This is a genomic window from Halomonas sp. KM072, assembly GCF_050710315.1.
Lineage (GTDB): Bacteria > Pseudomonadota > Gammaproteobacteria > Pseudomonadales > Halomonadaceae > Vreelandella > Vreelandella hamiltonii.
This window is the reverse complement of sequence record NZ_CP136132.1, coordinates 3,416,471-3,438,740: the sequence shown is the minus strand read 5'-3', so window position 1 is coordinate 3,438,740 and position 22,270 is coordinate 3,416,471. Positions and strand designations below refer to the sequence as shown.

The 22,270-nt window shown below is 59.7% G+C and carries 20 protein-coding genes; 14 read left to right on the top strand and 6 right to left on the bottom strand.

All coding sequences use genetic code 11. From position 1 onward, the window contains the following. Nucleotides 1-63: 63 nt before the first annotated feature. Together RVM26_RS16325 and RVM26_RS16320 are read right to left on the bottom strand one after the other, a co-directional pair. The gene (locus RVM26_RS16325; RefSeq protein ID WP_287806677.1) at nt 64-609 is read right to left on the bottom strand and encodes a gamma carbonic anhydrase family protein; all 546 of its coding nucleotides are present in this window, start codon (nt 607-609) and stop codon (nt 64-66) included. Between the two features lie 31 nt (nt 610-640). After that, a complete protein-coding gene (locus tag RVM26_RS16320) occupies nt 641-1,981 on the bottom strand; it encodes a sodium-dependent transporter (RefSeq protein ID WP_039183590.1) in 1,341 nt (446 codons plus the stop codon). A gap of 178 nt (nt 1,982-2,159) precedes the next feature. On the opposite strand from RVM26_RS16320, the gene prlC reads away from it, so the two are divergent. The 4 genes from prlC to RVM26_RS16300 all read left to right on the top strand — a co-directional run bounded on the left by prlC (nt 2,160) and on the right by RVM26_RS16300 (nt 8,077). After that, nucleotides 2,160-4,208 (top strand): M3 family metallopeptidase, encoded by a 2,049-nt coding sequence (gene prlC / locus RVM26_RS16315; protein ID WP_498939702.1) that lies wholly within the window; start codon nt 2,160-2,162, stop codon nt 4,206-4,208. 56 nt (nt 4,209-4,264) lie between these two features. After that, nucleotides 4,265-4,513 (top strand): YheV family putative zinc ribbon protein, encoded by a 249-nt coding sequence (locus RVM26_RS16310; protein WP_287806670.1) that lies wholly within the window; start codon nt 4,265-4,267, stop codon nt 4,511-4,513. A 278-nt stretch (nt 4,514-4,791) separates the two neighbouring features. Next, on the top strand, nt 4,792-5,772 hold the full coding sequence (locus RVM26_RS16305; protein ID WP_287806667.1) for a TAXI family TRAP transporter solute-binding subunit: 981 nt from the start codon (nt 4,792-4,794) through the stop codon (nt 5,770-5,772). Between the two features lie 100 nt (nt 5,773-5,872). After that, entirely contained in the window at nt 5,873-8,077 is a 2,205-nt protein-coding gene (locus RVM26_RS16300) for a TRAP transporter permease (RefSeq protein ID WP_287806664.1), read from the top strand. 137 nt (nt 8,078-8,214) lie between these two features. Here RVM26_RS16300 and metF read toward each other — a convergent pair whose 3' ends face one another. Continuing rightward, complete coding sequence (metF, locus tag RVM26_RS16295; protein WP_287806661.1) at nt 8,215-9,054, bottom strand: methylenetetrahydrofolate reductase [NAD(P)H]; 840 nt, start codon at nt 9,052-9,054, stop codon at nt 8,215-8,217. A 140-nt stretch (nt 9,055-9,194) separates the two neighbouring features. Between metF and RVM26_RS16290 the strand changes: the two genes are divergently transcribed. After that, on the top strand, nt 9,195-10,130 hold the full coding sequence (locus tag RVM26_RS16290; protein WP_016915664.1) for an AEC family transporter: 936 nt from the start codon (nt 9,195-9,197) through the stop codon (nt 10,128-10,130). A gap of 139 nt (nt 10,131-10,269) precedes the next feature. Here the strand turns inward: RVM26_RS16290 and ligB are convergent, their stop codons facing one another. Both ligB and metK read right to left on the bottom strand, forming a co-directional pair. Continuing rightward, nucleotides 10,270-11,949, bottom strand: coding sequence for an NAD-dependent DNA ligase LigB (ligB, locus tag RVM26_RS16285; protein WP_498941789.1), 1,680 nt, complete (start codon nt 11,947-11,949; stop codon nt 10,270-10,272). A gap of 174 nt (nt 11,950-12,123) precedes the next feature. After that, nucleotides 12,124-13,344: a methionine adenosyltransferase gene (gene metK / locus RVM26_RS16280; protein WP_016915659.1), complete on the bottom strand. Its 1,221-nt coding sequence runs from the start codon at nt 13,342-13,344 to the stop codon at nt 12,124-12,126. A 240-nt stretch (nt 13,345-13,584) separates the two neighbouring features. Here metK and tkt point away from each other — a divergent pair, with 240 nt between their 5' ends. The 7 genes from tkt to RVM26_RS16245 all read left to right on the top strand — a co-directional run bounded on the left by tkt (nt 13,585) and on the right by RVM26_RS16245 (nt 20,563). Next, entirely contained in the window at nt 13,585-15,576 is a 1,992-nt protein-coding gene (tkt, locus tag RVM26_RS16275) for a transketolase family protein (RefSeq protein WP_498939698.1), read from the top strand. Between the two features lie 51 nt (nt 15,577-15,627). After that, nucleotides 15,628-15,981, top strand: a complete 354-nt coding sequence (locus RVM26_RS16270; protein WP_081137895.1) for a CidA/LrgA family protein — start codon at nt 15,628-15,630, stop codon at nt 15,979-15,981. Next, on the top strand, nt 15,971-16,690 hold the full coding sequence (locus RVM26_RS16265) for an LrgB family protein (protein WP_039183567.1): 720 nt from the start codon (nt 15,971-15,973) through the stop codon (nt 16,688-16,690). Before RVM26_RS16270 ends, RVM26_RS16265 begins: the two co-directional genes overlap by 11 nt. Nucleotides 16,691-16,748: 58 nt before the next feature. After that, nucleotides 16,749-17,786, top strand: a complete 1,038-nt coding sequence (locus RVM26_RS16260) for a type I glyceraldehyde-3-phosphate dehydrogenase (RefSeq protein ID WP_498939695.1) — start codon at nt 16,749-16,751, stop codon at nt 17,784-17,786. Nucleotides 17,787-17,830: 44 nt separating this feature from the next. Beyond that, nucleotides 17,831-18,997, top strand: a complete 1,167-nt coding sequence (locus RVM26_RS16255) for a phosphoglycerate kinase (RefSeq protein WP_039183563.1) — start codon at nt 17,831-17,833, stop codon at nt 18,995-18,997. 40 nt (nt 18,998-19,037) lie between these two features. Continuing rightward, complete coding sequence (gene fba / locus RVM26_RS16250) at nt 19,038-20,102, top strand: class II fructose-bisphosphate aldolase (RefSeq protein WP_016915653.1); 1,065 nt, start codon at nt 19,038-19,040, stop codon at nt 20,100-20,102. 116 nt (nt 20,103-20,218) lie between these two features. Next, a complete protein-coding gene (locus RVM26_RS16245; protein ID WP_016915652.1) occupies nt 20,219-20,563 on the top strand; it encodes a hypothetical protein in 345 nt (114 codons plus the stop codon). An 11-nt stretch (nt 20,564-20,574) separates the two neighbouring features. On the opposite strand, the gene RVM26_RS16240 is transcribed toward RVM26_RS16245, so the two are convergent. Beyond that, entirely contained in the window at nt 20,575-20,892 is a 318-nt protein-coding gene (locus RVM26_RS16240) for a hypothetical protein (RefSeq protein WP_227407400.1), read from the bottom strand. A 225-nt stretch (nt 20,893-21,117) separates the two neighbouring features. Between RVM26_RS16240 and RVM26_RS16235 the strand changes: the two genes are divergently transcribed. Then, the gene (locus RVM26_RS16235) at nt 21,118-21,816 is read left to right on the top strand and encodes an HAD family hydrolase (RefSeq protein WP_498939691.1); all 699 of its coding nucleotides are present in this window, start codon (nt 21,118-21,120) and stop codon (nt 21,814-21,816) included. Nucleotides 21,817-21,835: 19 nt separating this feature from the next. Continuing rightward, a complete protein-coding gene (locus RVM26_RS16230) occupies nt 21,836-22,210 on the top strand; it encodes a translation initiation factor Sui1 (RefSeq protein ID WP_016915649.1) in 375 nt (124 codons plus the stop codon). Nucleotides 22,211-22,270: the final 60 nt, after the last annotated feature.

Below are 22,270 nucleotides of genomic sequence, written 5' to 3'. Positions count from 1 at the left end.
AGATTATCGAAGACTACAACACGGCCTGATATAAAAAAAGCTGCCGTTTACCAAAGGTTTAGGCTAGCCACCTTGCTGTGCCAGAAACTCGTCCTTCAATTTGACGTAGTTGCCTGCCGTATAGGGGAAAAAGGCCCGCTCCTGCTCTTTCAAAGGCCGCAGTGGCTTGGCAGGATTGCCCGCATATACATGGCCACTTTCCAGCCGTTTGCCAGGTGTCACCACCGCTCCCGCCGCAATGATCACCTCGTCTTCCACCACCGCGCCATCCATGACGATGGCGCCCATGCCCACCAGAATACGGTTGCCCAACGTACAGCCGTGAAGAATGGCCTTGTGACCGATGGTGACATCGTCACCGATCGTCAAAGGAAAGCCCTCCGGATTGAAATCGCTGGCGTGGGTGATATGCAGCACGCTGCCGTCCTGCACGCTGGTGCGCGCCCCAATGGTAATCCGGTGCATATCGCCACGGATCACGCTCATGGGCCACACCGAGCAGTCGTCGCCCAAGGTGACGTTACCTATCACGACACTGGCCGGATCGATATAGACACGCTCGCCCAGCGTAGGGGAGTGTGCGTGAAACGCGCGTAAGACATTGCTCATGAAGACTCTCCTGTCAGCCACATAAGAACCACTATAGCAATCCACCCAGCAGAACGATGAACGTCAACGGAATGGAAACCCAGCGCACCAGACGCTGCCACACTAGAAAGCCTCGCTCCCCTACGCCCAAGGTGCGCATCACCTGAGCCTGTGGCATCACCCAGGCCGCAAAGATGGCAATCAGCAATCCCCCCATGGGCAGGAAGATATCGGGGGGAATACTGCTGACCAGCTCGAACACATTGCGCCCAAACAGTGGCCGGAACTCCGCCAGGTGAGAAAAAGAGAACGCCGACAGCAGCCCCAGCAGCCAGACACTGATCGCCACGACGGCCGTGGAAACGCTGCGCCGCCAGCCAAGGCCCTGCAACGTGGCTACCATCGGCTCGGCCAGGTTGATGGCTGACGTCCATGTTGCCAACAGCAGCAGCAAAAAGAACACGCTCAGCCACAGGGAGCCCCAAGGCAACTCGGAGAAGGCAATGGGCAGGGTCACGAACATCAGTCCCGGCCCGTCCGCCGGGTCCATCCCCTGGGCAAACACTACCGAAAAGATCGCGATACCCGCCAGCAGCGCCACGCTGATGTCCAGCACGGCCACCGCACAAGCGGCTTTTGGCAGGCTCTGTTCATCCGGCATATAAGCCCCGTAGGCCATCAACGCACACGCCCCTACGGCCAAGGTGAAAAAAGCGTGCCCCATGGCATGCAGCACCACCGATGCGGTAACGTTTTCGAAAGACGGCATGAACAGCCAATGCAGCGCCGCCCCAAAACCACTGGTGGTCATGGCATAAATGGCTAACAGCAGGAGCAGGCCATAGAGCACCGGCATCAATAGATTATTGAGCCGTTCCAAGCCTTTCGCGACGCCAGCCGCTACCACCGTCATGGTCATGAACAGAAACAGTGAATGGTTGAAAATCAGCAGCCCTGGATTGGCCAGAAAAGCGTCAAAGCCAGCGCCGATCTCGGCGGCACTGGCACCCTCAAAGTTGCCATTGATGGACGCTACCAGAAACTCGATCGACCAGCCGGACACCACGGAATAAAACGACAGAATGCAAAACACCGTCAGCGCGCCGAACAGCCCCAGCCAGCGCCAGTGGGGTGAGGCACCCGCCTGTGTGGCCAGTACGCCCAGTGACTGCATGGGTCCTCGTCGGCCAGCGCGGCCAATGAGTATTTCCGCCATCATCACGGGCAGTCCCAGCAACAGGACAAACGCCACGTAAATCAGCAAGAAGGCCGCCCCGCCATTTTCCCCCGCCACATAGGGAAAACGCCAAATATTGCCAAGCCCCACCGCGGCACCGGTCACCGCGAGAATAAAGGCACGCTTCGACCCCCAACGCTCCAGCGTTTCACTCATCATCTGCTCCTGCCTTGGCGGCTCTCGATTCGACGTATCAAAAGGCGGCAAGACTAGCAGGCGCATGCCCCCAGGCCAATGCCGCCATTGAAACTGACCTCGGCTGCCCGCACTGTGTCATTATCCACGGACGCTGCATGCGCCCGAACGAACCTACCTGCCGCCACCAGAGGTGCCTATGTCCCGCAACCCGCTGCTAGAGAGCCATGAGCTCCCCCCCTTCGCCGACATTCGTGCCGAACACGTGCTGCCCGCCATAGAAAAACTGCTCGATGAGGGCCGCGACGCCATCGAGCGCCTCGCTCAGCAAGCCGCTCAGCAGCCCCCCACGTGGGACAACTTTGCTGCGCCCATGGAAGCCGTGAACGACCGCCTTTCTCAAGCCTGGTCGCCGGTATTGCACCTCAACAACACCATGAACAGCCAAGAGCTGCGTGACGCCTACCAAGGCTGCCTGGAAAAACTGTCGGCCTACGGCACCTGGGTGGGCCAACATGAAGGGCTCTTCAAGGGCTGGCAGGCCCTCAAGGAAGGTCCTGCCTGGCACGACCTGAGCACTGCCCAACGGCGCACCGTTGATAACGCGCTGCGTGACTTCCGCCTGGCTGGCGTAGACCTTGCTGCCGAACAAAAGGCGCGTTACGGCGACATACAGGCGCGCCTCTCCACACTGTCCAATCAGTTCTCCAACCACGTGCTGGATGCCACGCAGGCATGGCACAAGGACATCACCGACCCGGCACTGTTGGCAGGTGTGCCGGAAAGCGCTCTGGAAACGCTGAAAGCACTGGCAGAGGCCAAAGGCGCAGAGGGTTACCGCATTACACTCGACTTCCCCAGCTTCTTTCCGATCGTCAGCTATGCCGACAACCGTGAACTGCGTGAGGAAGTGTATACCGCCTTCGTGACCCGCGCCTCCGACCAGGGCCCCAACGCGGGCAAGTTCGACAACGCCTCCATTTTGGAAGAGATTCTGGCCCTGCGTCAGGAACTGGCGCGGTTGCTGGGCTTCGCGACCTACGCCGACTACTCGCTGACCACCAAAATGGCGGACTCCCCCACGCAGGTGCTGGACTTTCTGGAAGACCTCGCCCGTCGCGCCAAGCCTCAAGCGCAAGAGGAGTTTGCCGAGCTCAGCGCTTACGCCCGCGACGAGCTCGGCATCGAGACGCTCAAACCCTGGGATGTCGCCTACGTCAGTGAAAAGCTTCGCGAAGCGCGTTACGCTATCTCCCAAGAGCAGCTGCGTCCTTACTTCCCCGCGCCGCGGGTCGTGGATGGCTTGTTCCAAGTCGTCGAGCGTCTTTACAACGTTCAGGTAAAAGAAGATAGCAGCGCTCCGAGCTATCACGACGACGTGCGCTTCTTCCGTATTACCGAACAGGGCAAACCGATTGCCGGGTTCTATCTGGATCTCTACGCCCGCGAAGGCAAACGGGGCGGTGCGTGGATGGCGGACTGCCGAGTACGCCGTAAAACCGAGAACGGCGTGCAGCTCCCAGTGGCCTTCTTGACCTGCAACTTCACCGCGCCAGTAGGCGGTAAACCTGCGCTGCTGACCCATGACGAAGTGACCACGCTGTTCCACGAGTTTGGCCATGGTTTGCACCATATGCTGACCAAGCAAGACGTGGCCGATGTGTCAGGCATCAACGGCGTGGCCTGGGATGCGGTTGAGCTGCCCAGCCAGTTTATGGAGAACTACTGCTGGGAGCGGGAAGGTCTCGACCTGCTAGCTAAACACGTAGACACCGGCGAACCGCTGCCGGACGTTCTGTTCGAGCGCCTGCAAGCGGCGAAAAACTTCCAGTCCGCCATGGGCATGGTGCGTCAGATCGAGTTTTCTCTGTTCGACCTACGCCTCCATCACGAGCTGGAAGCGCCTTCGGCCAGCGATGTTCAGACGCTGCTCGACGACGTGCGTCGCCAAACCTCTGTCGTTCCCGTGGTCGACTTCAACCGCTTCCAAAATAGCTTCAGCCATATTTTTGCGGGCGGTTACGCTGCCGGCTACTACAGCTACAAGTGGGCAGAAGTGCTCTCCGCCGATGCCTGGAGTGCTTTTGAGGAGGCGGGCATCTTTGACCCCACCACTGGCCAGCGCTTTCGCGAAGAGATTCTGGAGCAAGGCGGTGCGCGGGATGCCGCCGAGCTATTCCGCGCCTTCCGAGGCCGCGAACCTAGCGTCGAACCGCTGCTGCGCCATAGCGGTATTCGCGCCGCCTAAGCTGGCTATTTTTATCCGGTGCGGCGGCGTTGCCGCCGCACGTTGGGAGTGTATGTATGTCGAGTATTAAGCGTTTTATTGCAGGCGTGACCTGCCCCCGCTGTGCCGCCATGGACCGCATTCGTGCGTGGGAGCAGCACGGCATCCGCTACCGTGAATGCGTGAGCTGTGATTTCTTCGAACAGCTGCCCATTGAAGACGAAGCGGCCCCCGAGCTCACTACACGAGTGAATCAGGTGCGTGATGAGCAAAAAATCCAGGATGTGCAGCCGGTTCGCATTCTTGACGCAGGTAAAAACAAATAACGCCCCTCTCTAGCGGTGCAGCGGCTGCATCGCTAGCCCCCTTGAAAGTGTGCGGAAAACCGCACACAAACCTATCTAGAGAGTGCGAAAAGCCAGACACTTAATGGCTTTTTCTTTTCAACCAAAGTTGAAGAGAAAATTCTTAATGCATTGATTTCTATATTAAATCGTATATGTGGCACAAGTATCGCTCTATATAAGCTGCTTAATGATAAAGCACTGGCGGTGTCCCACACGCGCCAGACGATAATCCCAATAACAGCTTAGGAAAACTCGCCATGCGCAATACGATGCCCAAAACGATTGCCCTGCTCGCTGGTGGCGCGCTACTCGCCGCTGGTACTGCCCACGCGGACCGTTCCGAGTGGCCAACCAACTTCACGGTGGGTACGGCCAGTCAAGGCGGCACCTACTTCGTTTACGGCTCTGGCTGGGCAAACTTCATCGCCGATGAGCTCGGTGTTTCAGGCGGCGGCGAAGTGACTGGTGGCCCTACCCAAAACCTGGCGCTAGTACATAGTGGCGATATGGCGTTCGGCCTAACCACCATGGGACCGGCTTCCGATGCCATGAAAGGCGAAAGCCCGCTGGCACCTGGCCTAGTCATGGACAACGTTTGCGCGCTGTTCCCGATGTATGAAACCCCGTTCTCTATCGCTGCGCTCTCTAGCTCCGGTATTGAATCTATTTCCGACATCCCCGACGGTGCGCGCATCGGTTTCGGCCCGGCGGCGTCTACCTCTGACACCTACTTCCCGGCCATGTTGGAAACCCTGGGCGTAAACTTCGACCGCCGTAATGGCGGTTGGTCTGACCTGGGCGGCCAGCTTCAGGACGGCCTGCTGGACGTTGTCGCCTTCGCTGCGGGCATCCCGATTCCGGCAGTTAGCCAGCTGGAAGTCCAAACCGACGTGAACATTATTGAGTTTACCGAAGAAGAGCTGGCGACTGTGCTAGACGCCTTCCCGGTCGCTGAGTTCACCATCCCGGCTAGCACTTACACCACGCTGGAAGAGGATGCTCGCGCCGTTTCCATGTGGAACTTCGCGATTGCTGGCTGTGACCTGCCGGAAGACTTCATCTATGAAGTCACGAAAGCCACGATGGAAAACAATGATCGTATGCGCGACGTACACCGCAGTGCTGAAACCAGCATTCCGGAAAACATCGTGCACAACACGGTACTGCCTTTCCACCCAGGTGCAGCACGCTGGTACGAAGAGAACGGTTACGATATCTCTGACGACATGATCAAGTAAGCTCCACGCACCATCGCGCTGCCCCGCTGCCGATCCTGTCGGGCGGGGCAGCGTTTGCTCTTGCCCCCTTTCTTTGCTTTTGCTGTGAGGGTGACCTCTGATGAGTCACAATACCGACCAAGACCCCAACGGCCTCAAGGATGACGCCTTAGCTGCTTCATCAACGCCAGAATCGATTGCTGATGGCGTCGATGAAGAAGTTGTTGAGCCCAACCGCCGCCTGTTCGTTGGCTGGCAGTTCCTATTATTTGCAGCACTGGCGATTGCCTATTCAGGTTTCCACCTGTTTTCACTCAACGTGTACCCCATGGAAACCTGGTCGTTCCGTATCGTACACATCGCCGGTGCATTAATTTTGGGTTACGGGCTGTTTGCCGGTGCCCGCTTTGCTGAAGATGACCAGCAGGCCTCCCCTGCTTGGCTAAAATGGGTGAGCTATGCGCTGCTGGTTCCTGCAGTTTACTCGCTGGTGCAAGTATTCTTGATGCAGCAGGCCATCAACGGCGGTGCCATGCGCATCGACCCGGCCGTGGAGACGCTGCACTTTGGCTACCCACTGATGGCCACCACAGCAGGCGCGATTGTGCTCTCCTGGTTCTATCGCCAAGCCCGCCACCGTTTTAATCCTGCCGACTTAGTGCTCATGGTATGTGCACTGGCCAGCGCCGGCTACCTGCTGATGGCGTTTAACACCAACATGCGGATGTCCACCGGCACCTCGTTTGCGCCTCCTGGTATCTCTTGGGCCGCCATCGCGGGCTCGCTGCTGATTCTCGAACTGACTCGCCGTGTGGCAGGTTTGGCGCTGGTCGTCATTTCAGCCGTGTTTCTGACCTACGTCTTTGCAGGCCCCTATTTACCCGGCTTCCTGGGCTACCCTGGTCTATCGGTCCAGCGCTTCTTTAGCCAGGTCTATACCGATGCGGGTATCCTTGGCCCAACAACAGCGGTCTCCTCTACCTATATTATTCTATTCATCATTTTTGCCGCGTTCTTGCAGGCGTCTAAAGTGGGCGACTACTTCGTCAACTTCGCCTTTGCCGCGGCAGGTCGTGCTCGCGGCGGCCCCGCTAAGGTGTCTATCTTTGCTTCTGGCTTAATGGGAATGATCAACGGGACCTCCGCAGGCAACGTGGTATCGACAGGCTCACTCACTATTCCTCTGATGAAGAAAGTGGGCTACCCGGCACGTAGCGCCGGTGCCATTGAAGCAGCCGCTTCTACCGGTGGACAGATTATGCCGCCCATCATGGGGGCAGGTGCCTTCATCATGGCAGAGGTCACCGGCATTCCTTATACCGAAATTGCCGTTGCAGCCTTGATTCCTGCCATTCTGTACTTCGCCTCTATCTACTTCATGGTGGATTTTGAAGCCGCGCGTAAAGGCATGCGGGGAATGCGTAAGGATGAGATTCCGCTATTTTCGAAGCTGGTGAAACAGGTCTACCTGTTTGCGCCGATTATTATTCTGATTGCCGCCCTCTTCATGGGCTACTCAGTGATTCGTGCCGGTACCCTGGCCACCGCATCAGCGGCGGTCGTTAGCTGGATTTCACCCAATAAAATGGGCATTCGCGCCATTTTAAGGGCCCTTCAGCTAGCAGGTACGATGTCCATCCAGATCATCGCCGTGTGTGCCTGCGCGGGCCTGATTGTGGGCGTTATCTCGCTCACCGGCGTTGGCGCGCGCTTCTCATCGTTGCTGCTTGGCCTTGCAGGCGTTAGCCAGCTACTGGCGCTAGTGTTTGCCATGCTGATCAGCATCTTGCTGGGAATGGGTATGCCTACCACTGCGGCGTACGCCGTGGCGGCTTCGGTCGTGGCACCGGGCTTGATCAACATTGGTATCGAACCACTCGTCGCCCACTTCTTCGTATTTTACTTCGCCGTGGTATCAGCCATTACCCCGCCCGTGGCGCTTGCGTCTTATGCAGCCGCCGGTATTTCTGGGGATAATCCCATGGGCACATCGGTGGCGTCGTTCAAGATTGGCTTGGCGGCCTTTATCGTTCCGTTCATGTTCTTCTACAGCCCGGCGATGCTGATGGAAGGCTCCGCCATGCAGATACTGCGCGTAGGCCTCACCGCCACGCTAGGCATTGTGTTGCTCTCGGGCATGGTTCAGAAGTGGTTCTTCGGTCCGGTGAACTTACCCCAGCGCTTAGTGATGCTGGTCGGTGCCATGTTCTTGATCTACGGCGGCATCTACACCGACATCGCGGGCTTAGCGATTGGTACGGTGCTGTTTATCATGCAGCGCAAGCAGCATGGTGGCAAAGGCAAGGCAACGGCAAGCGCTGCGTAAACCGTTACGTTACTAGAGCCAAGCTATGCACTAGCCGGAACCGAGAGGTTCCGGCTTTTTTTCGTACCTTTAGAACTACCATAAAAAAACCGGCCTGCATCAAAGATGCAGGCCGGTATCATCATCAGGCGACAGCGTTAGCTCAGATTATCCAACACCTTCAACACTGGGGCCGCCTGATTCAGTGTGTAGAAGTGCAGGCCTGGCGCGCCGCCGTCCAGCAGGCGTTCACACAGGCGAGTCACTACATCGGTACCAAAGGCGGCAATGGCGTCGCTGTCATCGCCGTAAGCCTCTAACTGCTTGCGAATCCAGCGGGGGATTTCGGCACCGCAGGCATCGGAAAAGCGCGCCAGCTTGGTGTAGTTGGTGATGGGCATGATGCCGGGAATGATCGGCTGCTCGACACCCAGCGCCCGCGCTTTGTCCACGAAGTGGAAGTAGGCGTCGGCGGTGAAGAAGTACTGGGTAATCGCCATATTGGCGCCCGCGTTCATCTTGCGGGCAAAGTTTTCCACATCCTTGTCGAGGCTGGGAGCCTGTGGATGAGATTCTGGGTAGGCCGCCACGGCGATATCGAAGTGATCACCGGTTTCGGCACGGATGAACTCGACCAGCTCGTTGGCGTAGCGCAGCTCGCCGATACTGCCCATGCCGGACGGCATATCGCCACGTAGCGCCACCAGGCTATCCACGCCTTCCGCCTGATATTGAGCCAGCAGGTCACGTAGCTGGGCTTTCTCACTGCCGATACAGGAAAGGTGCGGGGCGGTGGTAATACCGCTTTCACTCACAGTACGCACGATATCGCGGGTACGCGCCTGCGTGGACCCGCCAGCCCCGTAGGTCACCGAAAAGAAGCGAGGGTTACATGCGGCCAGCTCATCGCGCACGTGAATCAGCTTCTCCCGGCCGGCATCGGTATTGGGCGGAAAAAACTCGAAGCTGATACCTAACGGATGTTCCTGGCTGCTCATGGTATATCCTCGCAGTACAACAAAGTGATCATTATGTGAGGTATTCTCGCTGCTTACCCGCGTGGCGACTAATGAAAGATTTCACGCACGATCTTCAATTCGGCTCATGTTGTTCGGCAGACAAAATTCAAGGAGGAGAAATGGATTTAGCACCCGCTACGTTGATGGGGCCACTGTTGATGCTGCTGGGCTATGTCGGGTTAGGGTTCCTTGCGGCCCAGCGGCTCAAGATCGACCCTCGCCCGATTGCCACGCTGCTGGTCTATCTCATTGCTCCCCTGACGATTTTCCGCGCGCTGATGAACGGCGGCCCCACGGCAGCCTATCTGACCCTGTCGCTGGCCATGTTTCTGCTGGTCAGCGCCATGGCGCTGCTGGTACATCGCTTGACCCGCCATCGCTTCGGCCCCCAGGAGGGTGCTCTGCTGGCCTTTTCCTCCGGCACCGGCAACACCGGCTATTTCGGCCTGCCCGTGGCGCTGATCTTGCTGCCGCCGGAGGGCGTCACGCTATACCTGTTCTGCATGCTGGGGATCAACCTGTATGAATTTACCGTAGGCTTTTACCTGAGCGCGCGAGGGCACTTCTCAGTGCGCCAGAGTCTGATCAAGATTGCCCGTCTGCCGCTGGTCTATGCCTTCCTGCTGGCCCTGCTGCTCAGCTCGCTGGGTGTAGTGCTCCCCGAGCCCATGATGAACTCGCTGGCCGTCTTTCCCGCCACGTACACCCTGCTGGGCATGATGATCATTGGCATGACGCTCAGCCAGGTGACGCTGGCCGCCTGGGATACGCGCTTCGTGGCAGCCTGCGTGGGGCTGCGCTACGTTCTGTGGCCACTGGTCATGGTCGGTGCCGTGCTGGTGCTGCAACAGCTGACGCCGCTGGCACCGGAGCTGGCCATGGCGCTGCTATTGCTGGGAGTGGTACCGATGGCCTCCAATGTGGTGGTCGTGGCCATGGAGCTGGGCATTCAGCCCCAAAAAGGCGCCCTGGCCGTGTTGACCACGACGCTATTGGCGCCACTGCTGATCCCGTTCTATCTGGGGATGATGCTCTACCTGACCGGGCTGGCCTAGGCTCTGCCTGAAAACTGGCTGTGCTCGACCATACGGCGTTAAAAATCAGCTCAAAATACTCATTTACAGCATGTAAACTCCGTTTTTTCGCCGATTTTTGCCTTGTCTGGTCTTCGCTCGCCTACTTTTCATACACAGCCTAGAAGCCCTCCACACCCGCCTGCTGAAGCTGACGTGCCATCCGCTGGATCTCGGGATGGCCAAAGAACGCCACCAGCGCTTCGGCTCGGACGGGGCCCACCCCAGGCTGGGCCTGCCACTCGGCGCGGGAGAGCCCTTCCAGCGTTGCCCACTCCCCCAGCTCGGCGCTGCCGCCCGACGGTACGCCCAGCGCACGTAACCAGGCGGCATAGGGCGCCTGCCGTGCCGCCGCAAACTGCGCCGCCAGCGAGGCGGCCGTGGCGGGGCCAATACCATGGGCCTGTTGCAGCTGCGCCTCCGACAGCGCCAGCCAGCCCAGCAGCTCCGTCACAACCCCGGCACGCATCAAGGCCTGCCAGGTGCCTTCACCGATGCCGCGCATGCCCAGCTGATTCCCCAGATAGGTCAGGCGTGCCAATAGCTGGGCATCACAATCTGGGGTCAGCGTCAGGCAACTCAGCAGGTCATAACGCGCTGGCGATGGCACACTGAGCGGCGCCCGTTCAGCACTCTGCCAGACCACGCTGGTGACTTGAGGAATCGTCAGCCCTGCCAGCGTCACGGCGACATGGTCTCCTGGGCGAACATCCCAGGCCTGCCACTGCTCCAGCGACCCTAGCGATACACGACGAATGCTGCGCCCTTCCAGGCTCACGGGATACAGCCATAACACGGGCGTCACTCGCCCAGTGCGCCCCACCCGAAACTCGATACCACGCACCTGGGCCAGCGCTTGCTGCGCGGGGTATTTCCAGGCGATGGCCCACTCCGGAGGCGACGCCGACCAGTGACGGATGCCAGGGCGTTCGGCCTGCTTGAGCACCACGCCATCGGTAGCGAAGGGCAGCGGCTCGTTGAACCAGCGCTCCCGCCATTCAGCCGCTTGCTGATGGCCCGTAACGGGGTGCGTGTACTCGGCCGTATCGAACCCCAGTGCCGTCAGTCGCGCCAGCCGCTCCGTCATCTCGGTAGGCCCATCGGGCCAATCCCACACGAACAAGCCAACGCGGGAAAGCGTCGCCTCACTGGGTGCCTGCTGCGCCATGGCCCCGGCCACCGCACCGCGCGCGCCCACCTCGGGAGCTTGCGACTGGATATGCCGATCAAGCTGCCAATAGAGCTCGCCCTGGAACACCGCCGATAGCGGCTCGGGCAGCGAAGCAGGCACATCGGGCAGTTGCCGAACGCGCTCGGTCCAGTCCTGACCGCGCTCCCCGTCGCCGCGACTGACCGCTTCGACCAACACTCCTTGGTGATAGCGCAAAGTCACCGCTACACCGTCCACCTTGGGCTGGATCCATAGCCCCTGGCGACGGCTGGTAAAGCGCCGCACTCCGGCCTCGTCGGCCTTGTGGAGCCCGGTTTGCGCAGCCGCGTGAGTCACCGTGCCATCGCTACGGGTGGATCGGGTCAGAGGACGGTGGGGCGAGGGATCGTCCAGACAGGTTTGCCAATGCGCCAGCCTCGCCAGCGCCTGATCGTAAAGCTCATCGGCAATCAGCGACTCACCCGCGTCATGGTAGGCACGGTCCCACAGCGCGATATGCTCGGCCAGCGTCTGGCGCTCTTGAACAAGGCGCTCCTGTGGCCATGCCGGGCACTCCTCGGCCTGCGCCGTCAGCGCCAGAGCGCACAGGCCACTCAGCCACCCTGCTCTGAATATCCACCGCCACACCATCGCCGCCCCCCTGATGATCAGCAAAGCCATCGGTGCCTGAACCACCGTACTAACGTTAACTTAACTCAAACGGGGCGTGATGCAATGTTACGTTGTTCAGTCAATAGGAAAGAATAAAAACGCCCCTTGATTTTCATCAGGGGGCGCTATCAGGGCAGCGGTATGACCAGGTGTTTACAAACCAGCCGCCTTGCGCAGCGCGTCGGCCTTGTCGGTTTTCTCCCAAGGGAACGCCGTAAACGTCTCGGTATGCTCTTCCCCTTTGTCGTCCGTCCAACGGTAGCTATGCTCGAACGGCTCGCGACCAAAGTGGCCGTAGGCAGAGGTCAGACGATACATCGGGTGTAGCAGGTCGAGCATGGTGGTGATCGCGTAGGGGCGCAGATCAAAGTGCTCGCGCACCAGTTCGACGATTTTCGCATCGTCGATCTTGCCTGTGCCGAAGGTGTCGATCGACACGGAGGTGGGCTCTGCCACACCGATGGCGTAAGACACCTGAATCTCGCACTTGTCGGCCAAGCCGGCAGCAACCACGTTCTTCGCCACGTAACGGCCCGCGTAGGCCGCACTGCGGTCTACCTTGGACGGATCCTTACCCGAGAACGCACCGCCACCGTGACGGGCCATGCCGCCGTAGGTATCGACGATGATTTTACGCCCCGTCAAACCACAGTCGCCCACTGGGCCACCGATCACGAACTTGCCGGTCGGGTTGATATGGTATTGGGTGTTCGCATCCAGCCACTCTGCGGGAATCACCTGCTCGATGATTTCGCGCTTGACCATCTTGCGCAGGTCTTCCTGGTCGATTTCCGGGTCATGCTGGGTCGACAGCACCACGGCATCCACGCCACAGGGTTGGCCTTCGGCATTGTAGCGGAAGGTGACCTGACTCTTCGCATCCGGACGCAGCCAAGGCAGCAGGCCATGCTTGCGCAGCTCGGCCTGACGCTCGACCAGGCGGTGGGAGTAGTGAATAGGGGCCGGCATGAAGGAGTCGGTTTCGTTGGTGGCGTAACCGAACATCAAGCCCTGGTCGCCCGCCCCTTGATCTTCGGGTTTAGTGCGATCAACGCCCTGAGCAATATCCACACTCTGTTTGCCGATCAGGTTGATCACGCCACAGGTGGCGCCATCGAAGCCTACCTGCGAGGAGGTATAGCCGATATCGGTGATCACATCACGCACCAACGCTTCGAGATCAACCCATGCCGAGGTGGTAATTTCCCCCGCAATAATGGCAACACCCGTCTTCACCATCGTTTCACAGGCAACACGCGCCTGCTTGTCACGGGCGATAATGGCATCCAGCACCGCATCAGAAATCTGGTCAGCAATCTTGTCAGGATGACCTTCGGAAACGGACTCGGAGGTAAACAGGGAATATTCGCTCATCGCGCACTCGACCCTCTGTATGACGGCTGCTTCATTATGACCGCAGCATCAGCAGGAAATCATGGCAGGAGGTTCCCTGCCCGTATATAGAAGCAGAGCCTTTTCACTACTACTTCGGGAGGCAGAGTCTACACGCTGTTGGGGGTTCTTCCCAGAACGCACCCCGAGAATTTGCCGCCGCCGAGGAAGTCAGCGACAATAGCGCCTTTATTCTTTCCGTTTTCAGGCGAGGAGCACCCCATGCCGTCCCGTTTTGAGCTGGCCAATGCCATTCGCGCCCTTTCCATGGATGCCGTTCAGAAGGCCAAGTCTGGCCATCCCGGCGCCCCCATGGGCATGGCTGATATTGCCGAGGTGCTGTGGAATGACTACCTCAAGCACAACCCCGAAGACCCCAAGTGGGCCGATCGCGACCGGTTCGTGCTGTCGAACGGCCATGGCTCCATGCTGCTCTACTCGCTGCTGCACCTGAGCGGTTACGAACTCAGCCTGGAACAGCTGCAAAACTTCCGCCAGCTGCACTCGCCCACGGCAGGCCATCCTGAGTACGGCTACGCTCCCGGCATCGAAACCACCACCGGCCCCTTGGGCCAGGGCTTCGCCAACGCCGTCGGCTTTGCCATTGCCGAGAAAACCCTCGCCGCACAGTTCAACCGCCCTGGCCACACCATCGTTGACCACCACACCTGGTGTTTCCTGGGCGATGGCTGCTTGATGGAAGGCATTTCCCATGAAGCGGCGTCCCTGGCCGGCACCCAGCAGCTGGGCAAGCTGATTGCCCTGTACGACGACAACGGCATCTCCATCGATGGCGAAGTCGAAGGCTGGTTCACCGACGATACCGCCAAGCGCTTCGAGTCCTACGGCTGGCACGTGGTGCCTAACGTCGACGGCCACAAACCTGAAGAAGTCAAAGCCGCCATCGAGCTGGCAAAAAGCCAGGACGACAAGCCGAGCCTGATCATCTGCAAAACCATCATCGGCTTTGGAGCGCCCAACAAGCAGGGCAAAGAAGAAGCCCACGGCGCACCGCTGGGTGATGATGAAGTAGCGCTGGCGCGCAAGCAGCTAGGCTGGGAGCATGCTCCCTTCCACATTCCCGAGCCCATTTACTCCGCCTGGGATGCTCGCGAAGCGGGTAAAGCGCGCCAGCAGGAGTGGGAAGGCCGCTTCGCTCGCTACACCAAAGCATTCCCCGAGCAGGCTCGTGAGTTCAAACGCCGCATGAAAGCGCAGCTGCCCACGGAGCTGGCCACCGAAGCATTGATGCAGCAGGCTCAGGAAAAGGGCGAAAGCATTGCCTCGCGTAAAGCGTCGTTTGAAGCGCTGAACGTGATTGGCCCGCAAATGCCGGAACTGCTCGGCGGCAGCGCTGACCTCGCGCCCTCCAACCTGACGTTCTGGAAGGGCGCCAAAGCGATCACTCCCGAAGATGCCAGCGGCAACTACCTGCACTACGGTGTGCGTGAATTCGGCATGGGCGCAGTGATGAACGGTATCGCCCTGCACGGTGGTTTCGTTCCTTATGGCGCGACCTTCCTGATCTTCATGGAGTACATGCGCAACGCCGTACGCATGGCGGCGTTGATGGGCCAGCAGGCCATTTACGTGTTCACCCACGACTCTATCGGTCTGGGCGAAGATGGCCCGACCCACCAGCCCATCGAGCAGCTCACCAGCCTGCGCACCACGCCCAACCTGAACACCTGGCGTCCCTGCGATGCGGTGGAGACGGCGGCGTCCTGGGATGCGGCCATCAAGCGTCACTCCGGCCCCACTGCGCTGGTACTGTCGCGTCAAAACCTGCCGCACCAGCCGCGCACCAAGGCCCAGTTGGCCGCCATCCAGCGCGGCGGTTACGTGTTGAAGGATTGCGACGGCACGCCCGCGCTGATCCTGATTGCCACCGGCTCCGAAGTGGCGCTGGCCATGGAAGCCGCGGCCACGCTCGAGCAGCAGGGCAAGGCCGTGCGCGTGGTGTCCATGCCGTCTACTTACCGCTTCAACGGTCAGGACGCCGACTACCGCGAGAGCGTGCTGCCCAAAGCCGTGACCAAGCGCATTGCCATCGAAGCAAGCCACGCCGACTACTGGTACAAGTACGTCGGTCTGGAAGGGCGCGTCATTGGCATGACTACCTACGGTGAGTCGGCCCCGGCAGACGAGCTGTTCAAGCACTTTGGCTTTACGGTCGAGAATATCGTCAAGCAGGCCAATGAGCTGCTCGGCTGAGCTTGTCTCAGCCTGCCTGATCACGCCTGCACAGGCAGCGCGGGCCTATAGATGCCCGCGCTGAACGGCCTGCTTTGGCTGATCGGCTACTGGCTGGTCGGAGAAGCCGTGGTTCACTTCTCCGGCTTGCCCATTTCTTCTGGCGTAGTCGGCATGTTGCTGCTGTGCGTCACTCTGGCCCTTATCGGCCGTGTGCCCACAAGCCTTGCCGCCGCCGCCCAGCCCCTGATTGCACTACTGGCCATGCTGATCATGCCCGGGGTGGTCGGGGTCTTTTTCATTCTGGATCAATTGGCCGGACAGTGGCTGGCCATCCTGGCGGCACTGCTCCTGGGCACGCTGCTCAGCGTCTTGACTACGCTGTGGTTGCTCAAGCGTCTGATGGGACGTGAACATGGCCAGTGACACGCTCACCTTATTGACCGCAACGCCCTTGTTTGCCGTGGGCCTGACGCTCGCGGCTTACCTCTTGGGCACCGCGCTGTTCCGGCGGCTGGGCAACCCTGCCTGGCTACCCGCCATACTGATTGCCGCCTTGCTGCTGGCGGCCACGCTTGCCGTGCTGGGCTTGCCTTACCCCATTTACCAACAGGGGGCGACCTGGCTGACCGTACTGCTGGGGCCTGCCACCGTGGCACTCGGCATGCCCCTTTATCAACAGCTACCGCGTATCCGTGAGCTATGGCGCCCCTTGGCGGCTTGCCTGCCCGTGGCGGCGTCTCTGGCCGCCTGCTATTCCCTGGGGATTGCCTGGCTGCTCGGCGCCAGCCCAGAAGTACTCGCCTCCATTGCAGCCAAGTCCGTCACTGCCCCGATTGCCATCGGGATCACCGAACAGTTGGGTGGCAGCGTTGCCTTGTTGATGGGCGCGCTGCTGGTCACTGGCGTCGCCACCATTCCGATGGTGAGCCTCGCTGCCAGATGGCTGAACATTACCGACGAGCGCCTGCTCGGCTTCGCCCTGGGGCTCAACGGTCATGCCATTGGCACCGTCAGGGCCTTTGAGATGAGCCCCACTGCCGGTGCCTTTGCCTCCCTCGGGATGAGTTTGACGGGCATATTCACCGCGTTGCTGCTGCCGTTCGCCTGGGGTCTGGTGGGAGCTGGCAGCTGAGCAACGGGCGCTGAAGTACGTTATCATCTAGCCACTTTTTTTGGGGCCGCTTCGCGACATGGCTAACGCAACCGCTAAGTTCCGCATTGCAATCAATGGATATGGACGTATCGGCCAGTGCGTACTGCGTGCACTGGTGGAGCGCGGCCATCCCGATCTGGAAGTGGTCGCCATCAACGAACTTTCCGACCTGGCTACCATCACCTATCTCACCCGCTACGACACCACCCACGGGCGTTTTCCTGGCGAGGTCGAGAACGAGGGTGATGCCTTGGTGATCAACGGCCAGCGCATTCAGGTGCTATGTGAGCGTGACCCCGATGCGCTTCCCTGGAAAGCCCTGGATATCGATCTGGTACTGGAGTGCTCAGGAAGCTTCAAGGATCGCGCCACGGCGGAGCGGCACCTGAAGGCCGGTGCACGGCAGCTGCTGTTTTCCCAACCGGCAGAAAACGACGTGGATGCCACCATCGTGTGGGGGATCAACGAGCATGAGCTCAGCGGTGCACAGCGCATCCTCTCGGCGGCGTCCTGCACCACGAACTGCCTGGTGCCCTTGCTGACGGTACTGGATGAAGCGCTGGGGCTGGAGCACGGTGTCACCACCACGATTCACTCGGCCATGAACGACCAGCCAGTCATCGACGCCTACCACCAGACTGACCTGCGCCTTACCCGCTCGGCGATGCAGTCCATCGTCCCGGTCGATACCGGGCTTGCGGTGGGCATCAGCCGTTTGATGCCAGCGCTGGCAGGCCGCTTCGAGTGTCTGCACGTGCGCGTTCCCACGATCAACGTCTCGGCCATGGATGTCTCGCTTACCGTACGCCGCGACACCGATGCCCAGCAGGTCAATGCACTGCTACGCGAGGCCAGCCAACAGCGGCTGGCGGGCGTGCTGGGCTATACCGAGGCCCCCATAGCCTCCATCGATTTCAATCACGACCCTCGCTCTGGCATTCTGGACGCCACGCAAACCAGAGTGGCAGGCAAGCGCCTGCTCAAGCTGCTGTGCTGGTTTGACAACGAGTGGGGGTTTGCCAACCGTATGCTGGATATCAGCCAGCGACTGGCAACGCTACGCCAGCGGGTATGACCGCCACGACCTTTCATTCGCTTGAACACGAGGAAACCGCTCACATGAACGTGCAAAAGATGACCGACCTGCCACTGGAAGGGCAGCGCGTACTGATTCGTGAAGACCTGAATGTGCCGATCAAGAACGGCCGTGTTTCCAGCGATGCTCGCCTGCGTGCTGCGCTGCCGACCATACAAGCTGCCGCCAAGGCGGGCGCCAAAGTACTGCTCATGAGCCACCTGGGCCGCCCCACGGAAGGTGAACCCGCTGACGAGTTCTCGCTGGCCCCCGTCGCCGAGCGCCTGGGCGAACTGCTCGGCAGCCCCGTCAAACTGGTCAACGACTACCTCGACACTGCCCCGACGCTGCAGAACGGTGACGTGGTACTGCTGGAGAACGTGCGCTTCAATCGTGGCGAGAAGAAAGACGACGAACAGCTTGCCAGGCAGTATGCCGCACTGTGCGACATCTTCGTCATGGACGCCTTTGGAACCGCTCACCGTGCCCAGGCCTCTACCCATGGCGTCGCGCGCTTTGCTCCCCAAGCATGTGCTGGCCCTCTGCTTGCCCAGGAGCTCGATGCCCTGGAGAAAGCGCTGGCCAATCCCGCACGTCCCATGGCGGCTATCGTCGGCGGTTCGAAGGTCTCCACCAAGCTGGACGTGCTGAACGCACTGTCCGAAAAATGCGATCAATTGATCGTCGGTGGTGGTATCGCCAACACCTTTATTGCGGCAGCAGGCTATAATGTGGGCAAATCGCTCTACGAAGCAGACCTGCTCGACCAGGCCAAGGCGCTGATGGCCAAGGTGAAGATTCCGCTGCCTACCGACGTGGTGGTGGCCACCGAGTTTTCCGAAGCAGCAGAGGCGGTGGTCAAGCCCGTCGATCAGGTGGCAGACAACGAAATGATTCTGGACATCGGCCCCGATACGGCGGCCCATCTGGCCAGCCTGCTCAAGGATGCTGGCACGATTCTGTGGAACGGCCCCGTAGGCGTGTTTGAAATCGACCAGTTCGGCAAGGGGACCGAGGTCATTTCCCGAGCCATTGCCGACAGTGCCGCGTTCTCTATTGCTGGAGGTGGAGACACCCTGGCGGCCATCGACAAGTACGCGATTGCCGACCAGGTCTCCTATATCTCGACCGGTGGCGGAGCATTTCTCGAATACGTGGAAGGCAAGCAGCTGCCGGCCGTTGCCGCACTGGAAGCCGCTGCTCAGCGCTGACACTTAGAACCCTGAACATACAACCCAATAAGGTGACCCCATGGCTTTGATTAGCATGCGCCAGATGCTCGACCACGCCGCCGAATACGGCTACGGCATTCCCGCGTTCAACGTGAACAACCTGGAACAGATGCGGGCCATCATGGAAGCCGCTGACGCGACTGACTCCCCGGTGATCGTGCAGGCATCTGCTGGCGCACGCAAATACGCTGGCGCCCCCTTCCTGCGCCACCTGATTCTGGCGGCGGTGGAAGAGTTCCCGCATATCCCGGTCGTCATGCACCAGGATCACGGCACCAGCCCGGCCGTCTGCCAGCGCTCCATTCAGCTCGGCTTCTCCTCCGTGATGATGGATGGCTCCCTGGGCGAAGACGGTAAAACGCCGATGGATTACGACTACAACGTCGACGTGACCCGTCGTGCCGTTGAAATGGCCCATGCCTGTGGCGTCTCTGTAGAAGGCGAGCTGGGCTGTCTGGGCAGCCTGGAAACCGGCATGGCCGGTGAAGAAGACGGCATTGGCGCCGAAGGCAAGCTGGATATGGAGCAGATGCTCACCGACCCGGAAGAGGCTGCCGAGTTCGTCAAGGCGACCCATGTGGACGCCCTGGCCATTGCCATCGGCACCAGCCACGGCGCTTACAAGTTCACCAAGCCGCCCACGGGCGATACGCTCTCGATCCAGCGTATCAAAGAGATCCACGCTCGTATTCCGGATACCCACCTGGTCATGCACGGCTCCTCCTCGGTACCCCAGGAGTGGCTGGAAGTGATCAACCGCTACGGTGGTCAGATCCCGGAAACCTACGGTGTACCGGTGGAAGAGATTATCGAGGGCATCAAGCACGGAGTGCGCAAGGTCAACATCGATACCGACCTGCGTCTGGCCTCGACCGGCGCCGTTCGTCGTTTCATGGCCGAGAACCCATCAGAGTTCGATCCGCGCAAGTTCCTGAAAGAAACCGTCACAGCCATGCGCGATCTGTGTATTGCCCGCTATGAAGCCTTTGGCACCGCAGGCAACGCGAGCAAGATCAAGCCGATCAGCCTGGAAGCCATGTTCCAGCGCTACGAGCGTGGTGAGCTGGCGCCCAAGATCAAATAAGCAGCGCCTCGCGACGACATCAAGGCGGCCTTCGGGTCGCCTTTTTTATTGCAATGCAGCAATAATGAGCTATTACTAAACAACACCGCCCATTTCTTCACCAGGTAGCCTTCTCCATGAAGCACACCCCTCTGCCAATGCTGACACCGCCCCTGATGTTCCTTGACCTGTGGAAAGCAGGCATCATGGGCATGGAGCTATGGAGCTCGTCGCTCTCCACGATTTCCATGCGTCAGCAACTATGGCAAACACAGCCCTTTTTCAGTCCTGCCATGATGCGTGAAAACCAGCGCATGGTGACTGAAAAGATCGAGGCCAGCGTGGAAGCTGGCCTCATCATGCAAAAAGTCTTGTTCAGCGCCATGCGCGGTCAGTACGCGCCATGGTGGACAACCAGTCAACAAGCCATGAAGCCTTACCATCGGCGCAGCAGTGCCAACTCACGACGCTTGTCGCGTTAAGCGGCATCGCGTTACTGATCGCTGCTTTGCTCTTCACTGCTCTGTTCGTCTTCACCTTGCAACATGGCGTCATCGGCACTGCCGGTGCCCCCAGTGCCGCCTTCGGCATGCTCTTCATCATCGTCGCCAGCATCTTCCTGCGCTTGTGAGGCGGGCTGTTCGTCGCGTCGGACGGCCCCCGCCTTGATACCGTACGTCTCTTCCAGCGCCGCATCATCCAACGCTTCGTGCTGTCCATTCTCAGCCGCGGTATCTGCCCACGCGCTGGCCGCGGCTACACACAAGGATGCACTCAAAACCCAAGGTAATAGCCAAGGGGATACTCGCATATCAATCTCCTTTTTCATGATGCATGTCGTTGCACCTGTTCACTATAGCCGCTCCGCGGGATAAGCACCTGCCAGGGGCTTTCCCAACGTGCAGCGACTCCGCCATCGACGAAAACGTAAAAAATTATCAAACAGTGTTCACAAAGGAGCTAAAATCCCGTTCAATAGCAAGATGGTCGGCTTACCCCAACATGCGTAGTGCTTCAGGTACTGCAAGGAACTGACATGCCGCTTCCACTTTTGCTGTTTGACTGTGATGGCACGCTCGTCGATAGCGAACCTCTGCTTGCCGAAGAAATGGCACGCGGCCTCAATACGGTGGGGCTTCCCTTCGCTGCCTCCGACTATATGGGCGAATTTCGCGGCGCCCGCTTTCGCAGGATCGTCGCCGAGCTGCAGGACCGCCATGGTCAAGTCGACATCGAACAACTCGAGCGCATGGAGCAGGATATGCGCGCCAACCTGGCCACGCGACTGACCAACGAACTCACCACCATTCCCGGGGCACTGGAAGCACTGGAAGCCTTGTCGCACTACCCCAGCGCGGTGGTTTCCAACGGCCCGGAAACGAAGATACGCGCGGCGCTGAAAGCCACGGGCCTGACCCATTACTTCGATAACCGCCTGTTCAGCGGCTATACCGCCAACTGTTGGAAACCCGAGCCGTGCCTGCACTTACATGCGGCCAGCATCATGGGGTTTGCTGCCGCACAGTGCATTGCCATCGACGATGCGCTGGTCGGCGTCAGGGCAGCACTTCAAGCGGGCATGACGGTGATTCATTTAAACCGCTTTCCAGATGCCGAAAATACCCCGGAAGGCGCTATCATGATCAGTAACATGTATCAGTTGCCTGCCGTTGTGGAGCGTTTGACCCGCGAGCGATGGCACACGGCAATGCCGCATCACTCGACAGCGAAATAACCCTCAGCAGAGACAAGACATGGCTTCATTACGTGACCAACTGGGTGGTCTGGTGTATTCCACCGAGCATGGCAAGACATGCCCCCAGTGCCGTGCCGCGATTGACGACTGCCACTGCGAAGACGCCAGCGAACAGGCACGATTGGCTACGTTGGATGGCATCGTGCGAATTCGACGAGAGACCAGTGGCCGCAAAGGCAAGGGTGTGACCACCATCAGCGGTATACCGCTGGCCCACGCGGAGCTGAAAGCACTGGCCAAGACCCTGAAGCAGCGCTGTGGCACCGGTGGCGCCGTCAAGCAGGGCGTGATCGAAATCCAGGGAGATCATCGCGAAACCCTGCGTGACGCGCTAACCTCCATGGGGTATCAGGTAAAATTGGCAGGCGGTTGAAGTATTGATGTAGCACCAATCGCTCTACTTCTGGTAAACGGCTCAAGGGCAAGGCATCGC